This window comes from Bradyrhizobium frederickii, from assembly GCF_004570865.1.
GTDB lineage: Bacteria > Pseudomonadota > Alphaproteobacteria > Rhizobiales > Xanthobacteraceae > Bradyrhizobium > Bradyrhizobium frederickii.
The window spans coordinates 133,936-150,854 of sequence record NZ_SPQS01000002.1 but is presented as its reverse complement, the minus strand read 5'-3'; the positions used below and the strand labels follow the sequence as shown (position 1 = coordinate 150,854).

15 protein-coding genes are annotated in these 16,919 nt (G+C 63.4%); all 15 read right to left on the bottom strand.

Annotated elements, in window-relative coordinates; all coding sequences use genetic code 11:
* Window positions 1-80: 80 nt before the first annotated feature.
* The 15 genes from E4K64_RS03540 to E4K64_RS03465 all read right to left on the bottom strand — a co-directional run bounded on the left by E4K64_RS03540 (window position 81) and on the right by E4K64_RS03465 (window position 16,901).
* On the bottom strand, window positions 81-2,342 hold the full coding sequence (locus E4K64_RS03540) for a N,N-dimethylformamidase beta subunit family domain-containing protein (RefSeq protein ID WP_135162197.1): 2,262 nt from the start codon (window positions 2,340-2,342) through the stop codon (window positions 81-83).
* A complete protein-coding gene (locus E4K64_RS03535; protein WP_135162196.1) occupies window positions 2,332-2,682 on the bottom strand; it encodes a N,N-dimethylformamidase alpha subunit family protein in 351 nt (116 codons plus the stop codon). Before E4K64_RS03535 ends, E4K64_RS03540 begins: the two co-directional genes overlap by 11 nt.
* 49 nt (window positions 2,683-2,731) lie before the next feature.
* The gene (locus tag E4K64_RS03530; protein WP_235884530.1) at window positions 2,732-3,799 is read right to left on the bottom strand and encodes an ABC transporter substrate-binding protein; all 1,068 of its coding nucleotides are present in this window, start codon (window positions 3,797-3,799) and stop codon (window positions 2,732-2,734) included.
* Window positions 3,800-3,832: 33 nt separating this feature from the next.
* Complete coding sequence (locus E4K64_RS03525; RefSeq protein ID WP_135162195.1) at window positions 3,833-4,627, bottom strand: ABC transporter permease; 795 nt, start codon at window positions 4,625-4,627, stop codon at window positions 3,833-3,835.
* Window positions 4,624-5,502 (bottom strand): ABC transporter permease, encoded by an 879-nt coding sequence (locus E4K64_RS03520; protein ID WP_135162194.1) that lies wholly within the window; start codon window positions 5,500-5,502, stop codon window positions 4,624-4,626. The genes E4K64_RS03525 and E4K64_RS03520 overlap by 4 nt, the downstream gene beginning before the upstream one ends.
* Window positions 5,499-6,608 (bottom strand): ABC transporter ATP-binding protein, encoded by a 1,110-nt coding sequence (locus tag E4K64_RS03515; protein ID WP_167771814.1) that lies wholly within the window; start codon window positions 6,606-6,608, stop codon window positions 5,499-5,501. Before E4K64_RS03515 ends, E4K64_RS03520 begins: the two co-directional genes overlap by 4 nt.
* 102 nt (window positions 6,609-6,710) lie before the next feature.
* Entirely contained in the window at window positions 6,711-7,499 is a 789-nt protein-coding gene (locus tag E4K64_RS03510) for a shikimate dehydrogenase family protein (protein WP_135162193.1), read from the bottom strand.
* Window positions 7,500-7,512: 13 nt separating this feature from the next.
* Window positions 7,513-8,160 (bottom strand): class II aldolase/adducin family protein, encoded by a 648-nt coding sequence (locus tag E4K64_RS03505; protein WP_135162192.1) that lies wholly within the window; start codon window positions 8,158-8,160, stop codon window positions 7,513-7,515.
* Window positions 8,157-9,443, bottom strand: a complete 1,287-nt coding sequence (gene otnK, locus E4K64_RS03500; RefSeq protein ID WP_135162191.1) for a 3-oxo-tetronate kinase — start codon at window positions 9,441-9,443, stop codon at window positions 8,157-8,159. Before otnK ends, E4K64_RS03505 begins: the two co-directional genes overlap by 4 nt.
* 776 nt (window positions 9,444-10,219) lie before the next feature.
* Window positions 10,220-11,332 (bottom strand): branched-chain amino acid ABC transporter permease, encoded by a 1,113-nt coding sequence (locus tag E4K64_RS03490; RefSeq protein ID WP_135162190.1) that lies wholly within the window; start codon window positions 11,330-11,332, stop codon window positions 10,220-10,222.
* Window positions 11,329-12,195 (bottom strand): branched-chain amino acid ABC transporter permease, encoded by an 867-nt coding sequence (locus E4K64_RS03485; RefSeq protein WP_135162189.1) that lies wholly within the window; start codon window positions 12,193-12,195, stop codon window positions 11,329-11,331. The genes E4K64_RS03490 and E4K64_RS03485 overlap by 4 nt, the downstream gene beginning before the upstream one ends.
* 7 nt (window positions 12,196-12,202) lie before the next feature.
* Window positions 12,203-12,907 (bottom strand): ABC transporter ATP-binding protein, encoded by a 705-nt coding sequence (locus tag E4K64_RS03480; protein ID WP_135162188.1) that lies wholly within the window; start codon window positions 12,905-12,907, stop codon window positions 12,203-12,205.
* Window positions 12,904-13,617, bottom strand: a complete 714-nt coding sequence (locus E4K64_RS03475) for an ABC transporter ATP-binding protein (RefSeq protein ID WP_135162187.1) — start codon at window positions 13,615-13,617, stop codon at window positions 12,904-12,906. Before E4K64_RS03475 ends, E4K64_RS03480 begins: the two co-directional genes overlap by 4 nt.
* 85 nt (window positions 13,618-13,702) lie before the next feature.
* Window positions 13,703-15,028, bottom strand: coding sequence for an ABC transporter substrate-binding protein (locus E4K64_RS03470; protein WP_135162186.1), 1,326 nt, complete (start codon window positions 15,026-15,028; stop codon window positions 13,703-13,705).
* A gap of 82 nt (window positions 15,029-15,110) precedes the next feature.
* A complete protein-coding gene (locus tag E4K64_RS03465; protein ID WP_135162185.1) occupies window positions 15,111-16,901 on the bottom strand; it encodes an FAD-dependent oxidoreductase in 1,791 nt (596 codons plus the stop codon).
* Window positions 16,902-16,919 lie beyond the last annotated feature (18 nt).

Genomic DNA, 16,919 nt, shown 5'->3' with positions numbered 1-16,919 from the left:
GACAGCCTCCCTGGTTCGAAAAGCCATCTCTGGCGACGAGATGGCGATTTTGCATGTTGGGCCGAAATCGAGGCCGCAGTCTAGGTTTTGGCGGGCATGACGAACGGCCGTGGATCGAGAAAGCGATTCACGACGTTCAACGTGATGGTGCTGATGTTGTTGTCGTAATTGTTGTGACCCAACGACATGCCGTAGGTGATCGATCCGGTCGCAAAGACGGCGCCGCCATGGGCGGTCTCGAAGAACACCATGTCGGCGCGCACCAGCGCGTTCTGCGTGCCGTCGAGCCCGTCGACCACGGTGCGAAATTCCTCCGGCGTGGGCAGCGCCCCCGCGCCCAATCCTTCCGACGTCGCGATCCGCAACGCATGCGGCGGAGTTCCGAGCTCGAGATCGTAACGGTCGATCTCGCTGCCGACGGCACCATTGTAGCGAAATCCAAAATCACCGAACTTCTCGTGACGGCCCGTGCCCTCGAAGGTGAACGCGACGCGCGCATCCTCGCTTTCGGCGGTGCGCAGATAGTAGCCGCAGGTATCGTTGATCATGGCCGAGAACCCGACGCCAACGAGCTTTTGTGGCGCAAAGCCCGAATGCCGCCACAGCGAGCCCGGCTCGCCGGTGCCGGCAAGATGCACTTCGCCCGGCTCCGATTCCCAGGTGCGCGTTCCGGCCATGCCGCGGCGAACCTCAAGCGCGGCGGGCGCGGCCGGGTGAAAGCCGCAGCGCCAGTAGAATGCATTGCCTCCCATCGAGATGTGCCGCCCGCCGGCGTTCTGATACGCCATGATCGCGTTCATCATGCTGAAGCTAAAATACTCGGGATGGGTCGGCGTCATCATGACCCGGTAAGGAGCGAGCGCCCGCGCTCCTTCCCGATCGAGCTCGACATCCGTGATCAGATCGTAGGCGATCCCCTTCTCCTCGAGCCAGTCGAGGATATGGGTGTCGTTGACCAAATTGAACCAGTAGCCGCGCGGACGCATGTTGAGGATAGGCCGCAGCCAGGAGCTGTACGCTCGCCCCGAGCCGTCGACATGGCAATCATAGGTCGACTGGCCGATCTCCGGGTTCTCCTGCATGAAGACGTCATCTTGCGGCAACCACAGAACGTGCTCCATCAGCGTCTCGAAGTGAACCTGATAAAGACGCAACGCACTGTTGGCATAAGCCAGGTATGTCGCGACCGAAGCGACCACAACCAGATCTGCGCGTCTGGACGCCCTACCGGGCGTCACGAAAAAAGTGACGTAGCTTTCGCAGTCGCGGTCGGGATTGTTGCCACCCGACGTCAACCGGAGCGCATAGACGCCGGATCGCCAATGGGCCGGCACATCGAGCGTGCAAGTGGTCTGCCACTCGCAATCGTAGATGTCGTCGCTGTGGAAATGAATCGCCGCATATTCCTGCGGCGACAGCCGCCAGTCGTGGACGGATCCAGACCAGTGAAAGCCGGTGACGCCCCTGCGAGGCAACTGGCGCAGGCTGCCATGCAGGTTGTTCGGCGAAAGGTCCTTGATCGACAGTGACGAGATTCCGTTCGAGAAATCCCAGAAGGCGACAAGCCCGGCATCGCTTACCCCCGTCCGCAGCCGGCCGTCGAATACCCGCAGCGCCTCTGCGTCCAATGGACACGAAAAGACGCGCGGAGATTCGATCTTGCCGTCGAAGTGCGAGGTATATTGGCGATCACCATTCACATGATGGGCCGCGATCAGGAACGGCAGACCGGAATCGAGCGCGGGCGTTTGCGGCAGCGCGAACGATTTCGAACAGGCCGCGGCCGGCCGAACGCCGTCTGCCGGCACGATCAGTGACAAGGTTACCGATCCCTGCGCAAGATCAAGCGCGCATGATACGAACGCCCAGACCCGCGGGCGCAGCTTGACGTCGAGGGTAAAACGCGCCGGCGCACCGCTCGCCTGGCCTAGCACCAGGACCAGATGACCCTCCTCGTCGAGCTCCAGCGCGTAGCCGCGCGCCGAGCGCTCGCACCAATTTCCCAACACGGCCTTGGCATTGTCCGCGATCCGCGTCGGATACACGTAGGCTCCGAAACACCAGTGCCCGCCGGTCGGGACCAGGGCACCGTCGTGGTCGATGACGGCGTTTGATCCCGGGCGGATCGGTTGGTCGAGGCAGGCATGCTCACCGTCAAGGGGGCTCGCCATCACCTCGTATTTGAAGCCTGGGCCGCTCGCATCGACATCGCCGCAGCGCAGCCTGAGCACCTCGACCTTCACGCTCGGCCGCTTGCTGCTCAGCTGGAATCTGACGGCCTCGCCGGCCGGGACGCTGATGCGATCCGGATAGCCGAGATATTCGTTGGTCTTATAGATCACCGGAAATCTCCGCAGGCAGCGTCGTTCCCGTCATTTCCTGCCAACGCAGCTTGAAGACATGCCACTCCGCTTCAACGAGAGAGGTCAAGACGCGATCATCGACGAAAGGCATCCGATCCCCCCGACGGTTGGGGATGCGCGACAGCCGCCAGGCCTTACCAGGTTCGAGCACGATCAGGACAAGCCGCCCTTCCGGCTTGCCCCATCGCATCCGGGCCAACAGCTTGCGAAGTTCTGGGCTATGCACGCCGAGCGGACTTGCGCGGAACTCCTCGACGAGATCGAGCCTTCGAGGATCGATCACGTAGCGCAGCGCGCCGGGGTCACTGGTGTGATCCATGGTCCGTCCTCGTCTTGCAAGTGCGAATGGCGGCAGAAGCTAATGCGGCTTAGCGGGTCAGCCAAGCCATCCACCGCTCACGCAGCTCGTTACGATGTTCGCCGATCCAGGCGAAATCGGGCTTGACCAGCTTTTCGTAGTTCTCCGGCGAGGTCGCGTAGAGATTGCGCTCCTCCGGCTTCAACAACTCGATGGCCGACTTGCTGGCCGTCGCATAGTTGACAGCGCGCATGAACGGCACATGCGCGTCGGAGCTCGCATAGAAGAAATCGAGATAGGCCATGGCGGCTTTGGGGTCGGGCGCCCCCTTGAGAACAGCCATGTAACCGGTGTCGCGAATGGCTTGGTCCCAGGACATGGCAACCGGCACGCCCTCCTTCACCACGGCGAGTGCGCGGCCTGAATAGCTCATGGCCATGACGACCTCGCGGCTGCGCATAATCTGCTGCACCTGGTCGCCGGTCTTCCACCACACCGCGACATTGGGACGGATCTCGTCCAGCTTCTTGTATGCACGATTGATGTCCAACGGGAAAAGTTGATCCGGCTTGACGCCGTCGGCGAGGAGCGCGGCTACCGGCACCCACCAATCGCTATCGCCGGTATCGGGCAGCCCTCGCGGGCCGGGAAACTGCTTGAGGTCCCAGAAGTCCGCCCATGTCTTGGGCGCCTTGTTCTTGAACGTTTCGGTATTGTAGGCGATCAGCATGCCGCCGGTCGTGCGAGCAACACCGTAGGGCTGACAGGCGTCGGCGACACCGAACTTCTGGACGCTGGGCAGTTTCGCACAGTCGATCTTCTCGAGCATGTCGGTGCGTCCGATCAGGTCGGGACCCGTTGCCGTGACGATGTCGAACTCCACCTTGCCGGTTCGTTGCATCGCCTTGGCGCGCGCCCACTGGTCGGGGACCTCGATTGCGACCGGGACGATTTCGACATTCTTGGCCTTGTTGAAGGGGTCGTAGAAATATTTTGCGAGGGTGTTGCCCATCAGGCCACCGGTCGTTGCAATCACCAATTGGTCTTCCAGTTTTTCAGCGGCAGCCGGCAACGCTCCACAAAGAACCGAAGCAAGCGCGACGGCTGCCGAGTTCCACATCCAACCTGCTTTCAGCATCGAAGGTCTCCTCTCTGGCTTCTCACTGGCTCGCTACCGGGTAACGCTGCGGGATCTGAGGACATGGGCCCCCAGCAGAATCAGAATAGACAGCATGATCAGCAGTGTCGCGATCGCGGGAATCACCGGTGTCAGGTTCTGCTCGATGTCCTCGAACATTCGGCGCGGCAGCGTCTTCTGGCGCACACCGGACAGAAAGAACGACACCACCGGCTCGTCGAAGGAGATGATGAAGGCAAACAACGCACTGCTGGCGAGACTCGGCAGGACGAGCGGCAGCGTGACCAGGCGGAAAGCTTGAAAGCGTGTCGCGCCGCAGCTCATGGCGGCGGCCTCCAGATTGGCATCGACCTTTCCCAAGGCGGCAGCCATCGTGAAGACGACGAATGGCAAGGTGAGCACCGTATGCGCCAGCACGAAGCCGGGAATGGTCCCGGAGAGACCGATCGTCTGAAAAAACAGATAGAGACCGACCGCGAGCGCGATGTGCGGCACAATGATCGGCCCGATCAGGGCGATCTGGAAAGCGGTTACCAACCGGCTGTGGCCGCGGATCATTGCATAGGTCGCGGCCGTGCCGATGACCGACGCGAAGAGAGCGGTCAGCAAGGCGACCTGTACGCTGAGCCAGGTGGCGGCACGCCATTGCCTGCTGTCAAAATATTCGGAGTACCATTTCAGCGTAAAGCCGGACGGCGGAAATGCCAGATAGTCGTTCTGGCTGAACGACATTGGAATGACGATGACCAACGGCACGATGATGAAAGCCAGCACGGCATAGACATAGGCTCCCAGCGCGAGCGATCCGCGGTCGGTCGGCGGTTTCATGAGGCATTCCCCATCAGCCGGTCGAAACGGAGCATCTTGCTGAAGATGATCGCCAGCAACGTGACGAATACGGTCAGCACTCCGACCAGCGCCGCAGCGAAGGGCCAATCGAGAACCTCACGAATCTGCTTCGAGACGAGCGTCGAGATCATCATCTCCTGCGGCGAGCCGAGCAGCGCGGGCGTAATGAAGAAGCCGAGCGCCGTGAGGAACACGAGTAGCGAACCGGAGACGACGCCCGGCAGGCTCAAGGGGAGGATCACCTCCAGAAAGGTCCGCAGGCGCGTTGCGCCGAGCACGGCGGCCGCACGCCCATAGTCATTCGGAATGCTGCGCAATGCGCCGTAGATCGGCAGGATCATGAACGGCAAAAGCACGTGGGTCATGGCGATGACGACGGCGCTCTGGGTATAAAGCAGCTTGAACGGCTGCGAGGTCAGGCCGAGAGACATCAACGCCGAATTGATCAGCCCGTTGCGCTGGAACAGGAATGACCAGGCGGCGGTGCGCACCAGGACGCTCGACCAGAGCGGCAGGATGACACAGACAGCGACAAGGGCGGCGACCGTCCCCTTGGCCCGGCTCATGTAATAGGCGACCGGGAAGCCGAGGACCACGGATAAGGCGGTCACCAGCATTGCGGTCCAGAGCGTGCGCATCAGGACGCGCATGTGAACCGGATTCTCGACGACGCGCGCATAGTTGTCCAAGGTCGGATGCGGCTCGAGGATGCTGATCACCAGGAGCTGCAGGATCGGATAGACAAAGACGAAGGCGATGATGGTGAAGAACGGCAGGAGCAGCAGCAGCGTCGACAGGCCGCTCAGCCGGCGGCCGTCGGAATGCCAGAAATGCGATCGCCCCGCCTCCGTCATCGCCGCTTCCCCCGGTAGAGCAGCATCGCCTCCGTAGGGATCGTGAAGGACGCAACGTCGCCTGGGACCAACGAGCTGAGCTGCGAGGCGCCGGGGATTCGCGCGCGCATCTCGGTGCCGTCAGGCAGATGTCCAATCAGAAGCAGGGCGGCCCCCGCATAGACAACGTCGCTTAACGTTACAGCGATGACTTGCCCGGCGGGACTGACGCCGAGTTGCAGCCGCTCGGGCCTTACGGCCAGCACCGCTGCCTCGCCGGCAACAGCCGGCTCAACGGCCGCCGTGGCCGGCAGGCGCCATGTTTCACCCCAGGGCAGCGCCACCGCGACGTCGTCGCCAACGCTTTCGACCCGAACGTCGACGAAATTCATCTCGCCGATGAAGCCGGCGGTAAAGAGATTCGCGGGCCTTTCGTAAAGCTGGCGCGCCGGCCCGATCTGCTGGATCTTGCCGTCTCTCAGGACAGCGATCCGGTCGGCCATAGTAAGCGCCTCGCTCTGGTCGTGAGTGACGAAGATGACAGTGATGCCGAGTTCGGCATGCAATCGCTTGATCTCGAGTTGCATGTCTTCGCGCAAATTCTTGTCGAGCGCACTTAGCGGCTCGTCCATCAAGAGCACGCGCGGTTGGTAGACGATCGCACGCGCGAGCGCCACACGCTGCTGCTGACCGCCTGAAAGCTCATTCGGACGGCGGTGGCCATAGCCTGCCAGACGCACGGTCGCGAGCGCGGCTTCGGCGCGCGCGTGGCGCTCAGCTGTCCGGAGACCGCGCATCTTCAAGGGAAAGGCGACATTGTCGAGAATCGACATGTGCGGGAACAGCGTATAATTCTGGAACACCATTCCCAGATTGCGTCTGTTCGAAGGAACATAGGTCAGGTCCTCGGAATCGACGTGAATGGTGCCGCTGGTCGGGAATTCGAATCCTGCGACGCTCATCAGGATCGTCGTCTTTCCGGAGCCGCTTGGTCCGAGCAGGGCGATAAACTCACCGGCAGCAATATCGATATCGACGCCATCGACGGCGGACACGGCACCGAAGCGCTTCTCCAAGCGACTGATGCGGATCGATGCGCCCGACGCCGATTGCCTGGCCGATACAATATTCACGGAGCCTCGCTTCCCTTCCGTCTTGCCTTCGATCCGGCGGCCCCTTGCACCCAATCCCAAAGTCGCCTTCCTAGATATAATATTTGATATATCAGGCTATCGCGCGATGAACCGCGCGACAAGGGCCATCTGCGCATCAAGCATAGGGTTTCCGCCGATGACCTTTGCGCCCTGCGCAGCCGCCCTTGCAAGAAGCCGGGTCACGGCTGGGTTAACGATAATGTCGCTGACGGTGGCGCCGGCACCGACACCTTCGATATCCACCGGAAGCGGATCATCCGGTTTCATGCCGAGCGACGTCGTATTGACGATGAGATCGAATGAGCGCGCCTCCGCGCGGCCGGCGCTGACCTTCGTGGCGGGATAGTGTGCAGCCACGGCGGCCGCAAGCGCGTGAGCCTTCCCGTCATCCCGGTTCGTGATTATGAGTTCGCGCGCGCCGGCCTCCGCCAGGCCGAATGCAGTTGCGCGTCCCGCACCACCTGCACCGACCTGGAGCACCTTCCGATTCCGAACCGCGACCTCATGCTGAGCGAGGCTGGCGATGAATCCCCGCGCATCCAGATTGTCGCCAACGAGGCACCCTTCGGCCGTTCGTTTGACAAAATTGACCGCGCCGATGAGCCGCGCCGCCGGCGTAATCTCATCCAGATGCTCGATCACGCGGGTCTTGTGCGGGATCGTGACGCCGAAACCAAAGACGTTGCGCATGAGCCTGAGGCTTGCAATGACGTGGCCGAGATCGCCGGGCAGGACGTGGATCGGCGATACGGCCAGGTCGTCGCCGATCGATCCGAAATAGGCATTCATGACGGCACTCGCCCGCACATGATCGATCGGGTCGGCGAGCACAAACATGATCTTGGTCTTGCCGGTGATCTCCATGAAGCTGTCCTTCTCAGGCCGGCAGAGCGGCGCGGCCGTAACTGCCGTAGCGCTCGACCACCCGCGCCATTTCGTCGTCGGCAAGGATCGCGGGTGCGCCCGCCTGACGGGCGAGCAGATACTGCCGGGCAAGGGTTTCGAGCTTCACGGTGAGGTCGAAGGCCGCCTGCAGCCCTTTGCCGACGGCAATCATCCCGTGGTTTGCGAGCAGGCAGGCCTTGCGCCCTTTCAGCGCCGCGACGGCGCCGTCGGCGAGAGCCCTGGTGCCGAACGTGGCGTAGGGTGCACAAGGCACATCGTTTCCGCCAAAACTGGCGACCATGTAGTGGAATGCAGGAATTGGCTTTGCGAGGCAGGACAGCGCGACGCAGCAGTCGGCATGGGTGTGCACCACCGCGTTCACGTGCGGATAGGCGTTCAAGATCGCCAGATGCATGTGCCATTCACTGGAGGGCAAGCCGCCTCCAACCACCGTTCCGTCGCGCTTCAAATGGACGAGACCATCGATGGTCGTGTTGCCGCTATTGCCACCGGTCGGCGTGATGAGAACGTCTTCTCCGATGCGACAGCTGACATTTCCGCTGCTGCCGTGATTGAAGCCCTTGGCTTCCAGGCGCGCTACAGTCTCCAGCACGGATTGTCTAAGTTCGCGTTCGTTCAATTGACCGCCTCCGGATTCAACATCGCTTCCAGCGTCGTCGCGAACAGGTCGATGGGGCCCAGCTTGCCGGACTTCAGACAAAGGGCTACCGGATCCTCGTCTTCGGTCACCGCGATGCCGATGCCGGGTCCACCATAGGGACCGACCCGCAAACGCCGAATGCCGAGGTGTTCGACGATCGCACCAGACGTCTCGCCACCGGCCACCGCGAAGCGCCGCACGCCGATACTGCGAAGAGAGACAGCAAGCCGACCAAGAATGGCTTCGGCGAGTTGCGCCGCGCCTTCACGGCCGTATCGCTGCTGAGCCATTTTGACGGCCTCCGGAGCGCCCGAGGTGGCGAAGCCAACAGGACCGCGGTCCAGCCGCGGCCGCGCCCAGTCGAGCGCATCGCCAACCGTCGCCGCCACATCTTCGGCGCTCGGAAGATCGATGCGAAACAAGGGATGGCTCTTCTCGAATTCGGCAAGTTGCTCCAACGTCCGCTCGGCGCAACTTCCGGCGAGAACCACGCCGCCGCCACCAACCGCGCGCAAACCGGGCGGTCTCCTGGCCGTGGCGATGAGCCCCCGCGCCTTCCAGATTGCCGGGTAGTGCTGCACGATCGTCGCATTGCCCGTCATCAGCTTCCAGTCGCAGGTGAGCGTGGCAAGCGTATCGAGATCCCGATCGTAGATCGTGTCCGCAATGAAGTATTGGATACCCCGAGCCGCCGCTTCCGCGATCGCACGACCGGCCGGGTCGGCGCCGACGTTGATCTGCGAATGCGCCAGAAGACCGACCCTGACCCGCGTTTGACGTTGCAGAACCCGGACGAGATCGGGATCGGTCATCGGGGTCAGCGGGTCATTGCGCTTCGGCGAATCCGAGATCAGCTCGGTTCCGAGAAACAGATGACCATTATAGACGGTCCTTCGAAGGGCGGGAGAAGCCGGGCAGAAGGCGGTGTATTCGGCGCCGGTCAGCTGCATCAGCAGGTCGGAGACCGGGCCGATATTTCCCTGGTCGGTGGAATCGAACGTCGCACAATATTTGAAGAAGATCTGCTTCGCGCCCCGCGCAAGCAGCGCCCGCGCCGCCTTTTCCGTCATGGTGACGGCTTCGCTTGCGGGGATCATCCGCGTCTTCTGCGCGACCACAATAGCCGGCACATCGCCGCAGCTGCCGGCGAGATCGGGGTCGGTGACAAATCCGCATTCGATCCCGGCAGCGACCAGCATGGCGGCCGTTTCCATGCCGCCCGTCAGATCGTCCGCCACCACTCCGAAGATGAGCTTCGTCATGCGTCCCGCAGGTCTCGTGCAATATCGGCGAGCTTTGATACATGATATATCACATATTTGCAATACTGGCTTGCCCGCATGAACGAAGGAGATGCCGCATCGATACTTCCGATACGAATTAAGGCGGATGGCCGCGAAAGGCGCGGTAGGCACCGGAGTCAACTTTGTGACGCCGCAATCTTGGGGAGTCACGACGGCCGAACGTCTGGAAACGATGGCCAGAAAGATTCACCCGCTTGGATGCTACGTTCGGGCAATGGCGGAGGGAGGAAAGGCTTCGATGTTCCGCTGTCACGCCGAGGGGGACCGGAAATACAATCGAGATGGACAACGATCTTCGTCAAACGTTCCGCACGATTGCAACTGCGGCCGGCTATCCGAAGTCGACGCCAAGCTCCTGATGCTCCAATCCATCACGGGCATTTCTGGCTGCGCGCCGCCAGCTGCGACCGTCTCAGCACACCGTTGACGTTCACTCATAACATAGTCGGTCGGCGGCCAATTGAGGCATCGGCTACCGTCTCAGCCGTGGCCCCGGCGCCAAGCTCCGCCAGCGCACCAAGGCTCGAACCTGGGACCCGCTGATTAAGAGACATGCTGCTCCCATTGATTTCTCAAGAGAATTTTTTCCAACTAAGCCAAAATCCGATCATTGGAGATCAATGGCTTACAGCGAAACGTCCAACTGCAAGGGCGCATGGACGCCCGAGCGCCTCCTTCCCAAAGATGGACCGGTGGCGCTTCTGAACGGACGAAGCTACTCGGCACAGGATTGGTCATAACGGCATTGGACCGGACTCGCTGCGGCCGAGCCAGCGCTGGGTCGGGAACAGCTGCAATTGCCAGCGTCGAGCTGCCGCGCCCCACACGCCGTTGGGCATGAACAGCATGATCGGGATGGCGAGCGTGCCGAGCACGACCAGATAGAGACTGCCATATTGGGCGAGATAGGTGACTAGTCCCCACAGCAGGAGCACGCCGACCATCGGACCTTCGATGGTGCGCACCCCGCCGATTACGACGATGAAGATGACATAGGCGGTCCAGTCGGTGACGCTGAAGGCCGCATCAGGCGAAATACGCGCCTTCTGCAAATAAACCAAGGCGCCGACCATGCCAGTGGCGAACGCGACCGCGATCCACAGCACGTGGCGAGTCCGCGCGGTGCGGACGCCGACGCTGCGCGCCGCCGCTGCGTTGTCACGGCTTGCGGCCAGCGCAAGGCCGTGATGCGAGCGCATGAAGGCGTAGATGCCGAGCGTGACCAGCACGGCGAGCAGCAGTGCCAACCAGTAAACCAGCACATCGCGCGCGGCCGCTGGGCGCAGGCCAAGCAGCGCCTGCACCGCCTTCAGCCCGACCATCTGCGACAGTTCGCCCGGCGAGATCGACATCCCGGTGCCGCCGCCTAGCGACTTGAACTGGGCGCAGATCAGCCGCAGCGCTTCGGCGGCGACCCAGCTGCCGATCGCGAAATATGGCCCTTCCAGCCGGAACAGCAGCGGCCCGAGCACCGCCGCGACCAGCGCCGCGAACAGTCCGGCCAGCGGGATCGCCGCAACCGGATCGAGCCCGGCCATCACGATGCCGGCAAACAGCGCATAGGCGCCGAGCCCCACAAACGCCTGCTGCCCGACCGATACCAGCCCGCCCCACCCGGCCAGTACGTTCCAGAGCTGTGCCAAGCTCAGCATGGTGAAGACGAAGATTAGATCCTGGATCAGGTTGCGCGAGGCGACCGCGGGCAGCGCGGCCAGCGCCACGATCAGCGCGATGCCGGCCACGGCCGCGATGCGCGACAGCCGTGTGCCGACCCGAACCTGCCAAACCGGCGCGTCCACCGGGCGCTGCTCGCGGCTTGCCGGGCTACGGATGCTTTCGACGCTCATGTCCGCCTCGCCGGGAACAGCCCGCGCGGCCGCACCATCAGCACGACAAGGAAGGCGAGATGGCCGGCCAGGATCTGCCATTCCGGGTTGATCCGCCCTCCGATCGCCTGCGCCAGCCCGAGCACGATGCCGCCCGCCAGCGTCCCCCACAGGCTGCCGAGCCCGCCGATGATCACCGCCTCGAATGCGTAGAGCAGCCGCGCCGGTCCGATCGACGGATCGAAGCTGGCGCGGATACCGAGCACAACAGCGGCGATCACCGACACTGCGAGCGACAGTCCGACCGCGATGGCGTAGACATTGCGCTCGTTGATGCCCATCAATTGCGCGATCGCGGGATTATCCGCAGTGGCGCGGAAGGCGCGGCCGAGCGAGGTGCGATAGAAGATGAGCTGGAGCAGCGCGACGGCGGCAACCGCCGTCACCAGCGCGGTCAGCGGCGCCAGCCCGACGCTCAGGCCGGGGGCGAGCGCCACCGACGAGGATTCGAAGGCGCCTGCTTGCAGCCGGCGACTGTCGGCGCCGTAGCCGAGCAGCAGTCCGTTCTGGATCACGATCGACAGGCCGAAGGTGACGAGCAGCGGCGGCAGGATGTCGTCGCCGAGCACCCGCTCCAGCACCAGCCGCTGCAGCACGAAGCCGAGCACGAACATCGTGATGACGACCAGCAGGGATGCGGCCGCAAGCGGCAGACCGAGCGCGGTGGTGGCGCTGAGCACCAGATAGGCGGCAAGCAGGATCAGATCGCCATGCGCCAGATTGACCAGGCGCATGATGCCGAAGATCAACGACAGGCCGAGCGCGAACAGCGCATAGACGCCGCCGAGCAGCACGCCTTCGATGATGGTGTCGAACCCGCTCATCGCTTCCTCATGCTCCGAAATAGGCCGCGCGGATGGTGTCCTGATCGACATCCCTTGGCCGTCCGCTCAGAGTCACCCGTCCCTCCTGCAAACAGTAGAAGCGATCCGAAGCCCGCAAGGCGCGGGCGATGTCCTGCTCGACCAGCACGACGGCGGTACCGCCAGAGCGGATCTGCGGCAGCATGCGGTAGATGTCCTCCACCACGATCGGCGCGAGGCCGAGGCTGATCTCGTCGCACAGCAGGACCGACGGGTTGGACATCAGCGCGCGGCCGATCGCCACCATCTGCTGCTGCCCGCCCGACAGCGCGGTGACCGCGCCGCGCCGCCGCTCCTTCAGCACCGGGAACATGCGGTAGACCGCGGCGAGATCCCACGGCGCCCTGCGTTCGCCGCCATATGCGCCGATCAGGAGGTTCTCCTCGACGCTGAGCGAGGGAAACAGCTGGCGCCCCTCCGGCACCAGCGCGAGGCCGAGCCGGACGATGCTGGCGGCGGACGCATCGCCGATCGCCCGTCCCTCGAGGCAGATCGCGTCGGGACGGTTCTTGACCAGCCCCGCCAGCGATTTCAGCATGGTCGACTTGCCGGCGCCGTTGGCGCCGATCACTGCGACTGCCTCGCCCTCGTTCAGCTCGAAGTCGATGCCGAACAGCGCCTGGAAGTCGCCATAGAACGCATCGAGCGCCGTGACATTGAGCAGCGCGGTCATGCCGGCACGCCCATATAGATGGTCTCGACCTCGCGCGAGCGCATCACCTCGTTCGGCACGCCCTGCGCCACGACCTTACCGAAGTTCAGCACGACCAGTCGCTGCACCACGGCGAGCAGCGCGTGCACGACATGCTCGATCCAGATGATGCCGACACCTTCGGCATGGATGGTTCTGATCGTCTCGACCAGCTCGTGGCATTCGGCATCGGTAAGGCCGCCCGCGATCTCGTCGAGCAACAGCGTGCGCGGCCGGGTGGCGAGCGCCCGCGCCAGTTCGAGCCGCTTGCGATCGAGCAGCGGCAGGCTGCCCGCGAGCCGATTGGCCTTGGCTTCGAGGCCGGTCAGATCGAGCATGCGGCCGCAATGCTGGATCGCATCCACCTCCGACAGGCCGCCCCCGAACAGCGCGGCGACCGCAAGATTCTCGAACACCGAGAGATGGTCGAACGGCTGCGGGATCTGGAACGAGCGCCCGATGCCGGCGCGACAGCGTGCCTCGGGCGAGAGACCCGTGATGTCGATGCCCTCGAGAACGATGCGGCCGGCATCGGGCCGCAGCAGCCCGGTGATCAGGTTGAACAGCGTCGATTTGCCGGCGCCGTTCGGCCCGATCACGCCCAGTGCCTCACCGGAGGACAGCGTCAGGTCGATCGCGTCGGCAACGACGATGGCGCCGAACCGTTTCGAGATGGCATGGAGTTCGAGCATGGTCGCCCCACATCTGGTTTCGGCGGAGAGGAGATGCTCAGCAACACCACGCATTCTCCTCCTTCGATGAATCAGCTGGCTTGCGCTAACTCAGCGCCTGCATGTCGCCGCCGAGCGGAATCTGAGGCGCCAGCTTGTTGTCTGTGATCACCATGTTGTACTTGTCGCCGCCGAGCCGCCACTGGCCGCCCACCAGCGGCGTCTTGGCGATGTTCTTCGCGGCAAAGGGCGGCACCGCGTTGGAGCCGAATGCGACCTGGCCCACAATCGTATCGAGCTTGGTGGCCCCGATCGCCTTCGCCAGCGCCGCGCCGTCGCTAGGATCGCTGGAGCGCTTGATGGCGTCGATCGCGACCTCGAACAGCGAATGCACGAAGCCGATCGGCTGGGTCCATTGCTTGCCGGAGGCCTGCTCATATCCCTTGGCGAGATCGGCGGCGCTGACGCCGCTGAGGCTCGACTTGTAGGGATGCGTCGGCGTCCACCACACCTCGGTTGAGATGTTGTTGCCGCCCTTGCCGAGCGCCTGCACGGATGCGGGGAACAGCAACGCCTTGGCGACCGACACGACTTTCGGCTTGAGCCCCTTCTGTCGCGACTGGTTCCAGAACGTGGTGAAGTCGGGCGGGATGATCACGCCGGTGATGATCTCTGCATCGGCGCCACGAAATGCCGCGATCTGCGAGCTGAAATCGTCGGTGAGGTTCTGGAAGCGACCGGGATCGGTGAGCTTGAAACCCTGCTTGGCCAACACGGGCGGGAAGCCGATGGTGGTGTCGCCCCAGGCGTTGCCGTCGGCATCGTTGGGGAACAGCGCGCCGACCGACTTGTTGGTCGCGACCTGGCTCCACATGCTGGTGAAGACGCCGATCACGTCCTCCAGCCCCCAGAAGTAATGAAAGGTATAGTCGAACGGCTTCCAGCTCTTGGGATCGCCGGGGTTGGTCTGGCGGCCGATGAAATTGGTCTGCCACGGCGCGACGCTGGAGATGCACGGCACCTGCTCGAGCTCGCACTGCGTCGCCACGGGATTGTTGGTTTCGGGCGTGGCGCCGACCACGATCAGCCCGACATTGTCACGGGTTATCAGCTCCTTGGCGACCTCGGCGGCGCGGTTCGGATTCGACTGACTGTCTTTTGTCACCACCTCGACCTGATAGGTCTGTGATCCGACCTTGACGCCATCCTTGATGAACTTCCTGAACTCACCGAGCACGAAATCGTCGGCTTCGGCAAAGGCCGCCAGCGGACCGCTCTTCGGCGAGACATAGCCGATCTTGATCGGCTTGTTGGCCGCCCGCAACGCCGGCGCGAACAAGGTCGTCGCGCCTACGGCGGCGAAACCACCGGCGATGCCCTGCAGCACACGGCGGCGATCGAAAGACTTTATGTTCAATAGGTCCTTGGTCATTTTCCCCTCCCTTGAGGCAAGCCGGTTTTTCAAGCCGGCTGCCGTTCATTCCGTTCTGGAAAACTATCCGCGCAGCGTCGCATCACGCGGCGGCGACGGACTTCGCCTGCGCCTTCGCACTACGGCCAAGGATCTGGCCGAACACGTCGAGCAGCACGTCGTGGGCATTCACTTCCGCCTCTCTGGCGCGCCATGCGACATACATGTCGGGCCGTACCAGCACGCAGCCGTCCTCGTCGACTTCGCTCAGGCGATACCAGTCGGCATAGATGTCGAGCGCGTCGCAGCCCTGCGGACCGATCGTCACCACATCGACCGGCAGGCCGTAGGTCTTCCCGATTGCGGCAGCCGCCGCCTTCCAGCCATCGCCCCCGATCCCGGTGAGCAGCGTGAAACGGCCCTTGCCGACAAGATCGAGCGTCGATTTGCGCTGGCCCTGATGCTCGACCCAGACATGCGGCAAGTGTGCGCCGGGCCAGGTGGTGGCCTGATAATAAAGTTCGTGATCCCTGGTGAAGGCCGGCATCGGCGTGCCGTCGGACACCACGGCGGTCGAGCCGTAGCGCTGGTTCAGCTCGACGCCGTGGCAGTTGAACTCGTAGCTCTTGTTGGCGATGGCCTCATAGAGCTTCTTGCGGCGCGCCTTGCCCTCGGCGGTCGGTGCCTTGCGCGCGGCGATCGCCTTGCGTGCTTCCGCCGGATCGGTCGAAGCGACGAGGCCCACTGCCTCGAAGATCGGCGGGAAATCGCCGATGCTCTTGTTGGCGCGGGTCACGATCTGCTTGCCGACCGGCTGGCGCTCGGCCGAATAGGTCTTGAGCAGCGACGGTGCCGCGTGGCCCTCGAGCACCAGCTTGAGCTTCCAGCACAAATTATAGGAGTCCTGGATCGAGGTATTGGAGCCGAGGCCGTTGGTCGGCGGATGGCGGTGCACGGCATCGCCGACGCAGAACACGCGACCCGATGAATAGTGGCCGGCATACATCTCGTTCACGGTCCAGGTCGAGGTGGAGCGGACCTTGACCTCGAGGCCCTCGTCGCCGACGAGATTGCGCACGATCGAGATCGCCTCGTCATTGCTGAGCTTGCGCTCGCCCTGCTCGATGTCGTAGCCCCAGATGATCAGCCATTCGTTCCAGGGCCGCACCATGCGGATCAGGCCGGCGCCGATGCCGCCGATCTGCGCGCCCGGCTGCAGCACCCAATAGAGTACACTCGGCCTGTGCGCGACGTATTTGCTCAAGTCCGCCTGCACGATGATGTTCATGCTGCCGGCGCGGCCCATCTGCCCCTCCATCGGCAGCCCGATCACCTCGGCAACCCGGCTACGGCCGCCATCGGCGCCGATCAGATATTTCGCGCGGATCTGGTAGGTCTCGCCGGATAGCCGATCCTTCACCGTTGCCGTGACGCCGTCGGCGTCCTGCACCAGGTCGACGAACTCGGTGTTGAAGCAGAGCGAAGTACCGCGCTGGCCGGCGGCCTCGATCAGGATCGGCTCGAGCAAATTCTGCGGCAGGTCGCAGATCCGGGTCGGGCTGGCGAGATCGTAATCCGCCTTGCGCGAGGGATGATTGCCCCAGGAATAGAGCCGGCCGAACTCCTCGCCGGCGAGGCTTTCGCAGAACACGTTGTTTGCCATTAGATGCTGCGGCACCGCCTGCGCCACCGCCTTGTCCTCGAGGCCGAGATCGCGCAGCACCTCCATCGCACGCTGGTTGGTGATGTGGGCGCGCGGCGTGTCAGCCAGCCAGCCATATTTCGTCACCAAGATGTGCTTGACGCCGTACATGCCGAGCAGCGCCGCCGCCGTCGCGCCGGCCGGGCCGCTGCCGACGACAAGCACATCGGTCTCAACAGGTTTACTGGTCATCATCCTCTCCTTGGTCGT

Coding starts and splice junctions, on each gene's coding strand:
- E4K64_RS03535 (WP_135162196.1), bottom strand. CDS start 2,682: ATGGATCACACCAGTGACCCCGGCGCGCTGCGCTACGTGATCGATCCT.
- E4K64_RS03530 (WP_235884530.1), bottom strand. CDS start 3,799: ATGCTGAAAGCAGGTTGGATGTGGAACTCGGCAGCCGTCGCGCTTGCT.
- E4K64_RS03525 (WP_135162195.1), bottom strand. CDS start 4,627: ATGAAACCGCCGACCGACCGCGGATCGCTCGCGCTGGGAGCCTATGTC.
- E4K64_RS03520 (WP_135162194.1), bottom strand. CDS start 5,502: ATGACGGAGGCGGGGCGATCGCATTTCTGGCATTCCGACGGCCGCCGG.
- E4K64_RS03510 (WP_135162193.1), bottom strand. CDS start 7,499: ATGGAGATCACCGGCAAGACCAAGATCATGTTTGTGCTCGCCGACCCG.
- otnK (WP_135162191.1), bottom strand. CDS start 9,443: ATGACGAAGCTCATCTTCGGAGTGGTGGCGGACGATCTGACGGGCGGC.
- E4K64_RS03490 (WP_135162190.1), bottom strand. CDS start 11,332: ATGAGCGTCGAAAGCATCCGTAGCCCGGCAAGCCGCGAGCAGCGCCCG.
- E4K64_RS03485 (WP_135162189.1), bottom strand. CDS start 12,195: ATGAGCGGGTTCGACACCATCATCGAAGGCGTGCTGCTCGGCGGCGTC.
- E4K64_RS03480 (WP_135162188.1), bottom strand. CDS start 12,907: ATGACCGCGCTGCTCAATGTCACGGCGCTCGATGCGTTCTATGGCGAC.
- E4K64_RS03475 (WP_135162187.1), bottom strand. CDS start 13,617: ATGCTCGAACTCCATGCCATCTCGAAACGGTTCGGCGCCATCGTCGTT.
- E4K64_RS03470 (WP_135162186.1), bottom strand. CDS start 15,028: ATGACCAAGGACCTATTGAACATAAAGTCTTTCGATCGCCGCCGTGTG.
- E4K64_RS03465 (WP_135162185.1), bottom strand. CDS start 16,901: ATGACCAGTAAACCTGTTGAGACCGATGTGCTTGTCGTCGGCAGCGGC.